The 1,187-nt window shown below is 68.9% G+C and carries 1 protein-coding gene; it reads right to left on the bottom strand.

Translation table 11 applies throughout. The annotated features are described in order from the left end of the window. Window positions 1-1,187, bottom strand: a 1,187-nt coding sequence (locus tag NUW50_RS21310; RefSeq protein ID WP_258291208.1) for an acyl-CoA dehydrogenase, incomplete at both ends; no start/stop codon positions are given.

The following is a 1,187-nucleotide window of genomic DNA, read 5'->3' as shown; positions in this document are numbered from 1 at the left end:
GCCTGCATGCCCGTGATGGCGCGGCCGAGGATGAGGGCGTGGATGTCGTGGGTGCCTTCGTAGGTATTGACGGTTTCGAGATTGACCATGTGGCGGAACACCGGGATGCCGCCGGAGATGCCGTTGCCGCCATGCATGTCGCGGGCCAGCCTGGCGATGTCGAGCGCCTTGCCGCAGTTCTGCCGCTTGATCATCGAGATCATCTCGGGCGCGGCGCGGTGTTCTTCCATCAGCCGTCCGACCCGCAGGCAGGCCTGCAGCCCGTAGGCGATGTCGGTGGCCATGTCGGCGAGCTTCTTCTGGTAGAGCTGGGTCTGGGCCAGCGGCCGGTTGAACTGGCGCCGGGTCAGGCCATAGTCGCGGGCCGCCTCGAAACAGTCCTCGGCGGCGCCCATCACCCCCCAGGCGATGCCGTAGCGGGCCCGGTTCAGGCAGCCGAACGGGCCCTTCAGCCCCTCGACCCCGGGCAGCAGCGCCTCCTCGCCGACCTCGACATCCTGCAGCACGATCTCGCCGGTGACGCTGGCGCGCAGGCTCAGCTTGCCCTCGATCTTCGGCGCGCTCAGCCCCTTCAGCCCCTTGTCGAGCACGAAGCCGCGGATCCGGCCGCCATGCGCCTCGGACTTGGCCCAGACCACGAAGACATCGGCCAGCGGCGCGTTGGAGATCCACATCTTGGCGCCGTTCAGCAGATAGCCGCCCTCGGTCTTCGTGGCCCGGGTCTTCATCCCGCCGGGGTCCGAGCCGGCCTCGGGCTCGGTCAGGCCGAAACAGCCGATCAGCGTCCCCGCCGCCAGGCCGGGCAGGTATCGGCGCTTCTGCGCCTCGGAGCCGTAGGCCAGGATCGGATACATCACCAGGCTCGACTGCACGGACATCATCGAGCGATAGCCCGAATCGACCCGCTCGACCTCGCGCGCGATCAGCCCGTAGCTGACATAGCCGGCGCCGAGCCCGCCGTATTCCTCGGGGACGGTGACGCCGAGCAGCCCGGCCGCGCCCATCTCGGCGAAGATCTCCGGCGCCACGGTCTCGTTGGCGAAGGCCTCGACCACCCGCGACCCCAGCCGGTCCTGCGCAAAGGACCGCGCCGCATCCCGGAGCATCCGCTCCTCCTCGCTCAGCTGATCGCCAAAGCGGAACGGATCACTCGCGTCAAAGGCCGAAAGATCAGGGCGGTCCGGGGA

Source organism: Frigidibacter sp. ROC022 (assembly GCF_024723735.1).
GTDB lineage: Bacteria > Pseudomonadota > Alphaproteobacteria > Rhodobacterales > Rhodobacteraceae > SLM-1.
The sequence above is the reverse complement of the archived record's forward strand: the minus strand, read 5'-3'. Positions and strand labels throughout refer to the sequence as shown.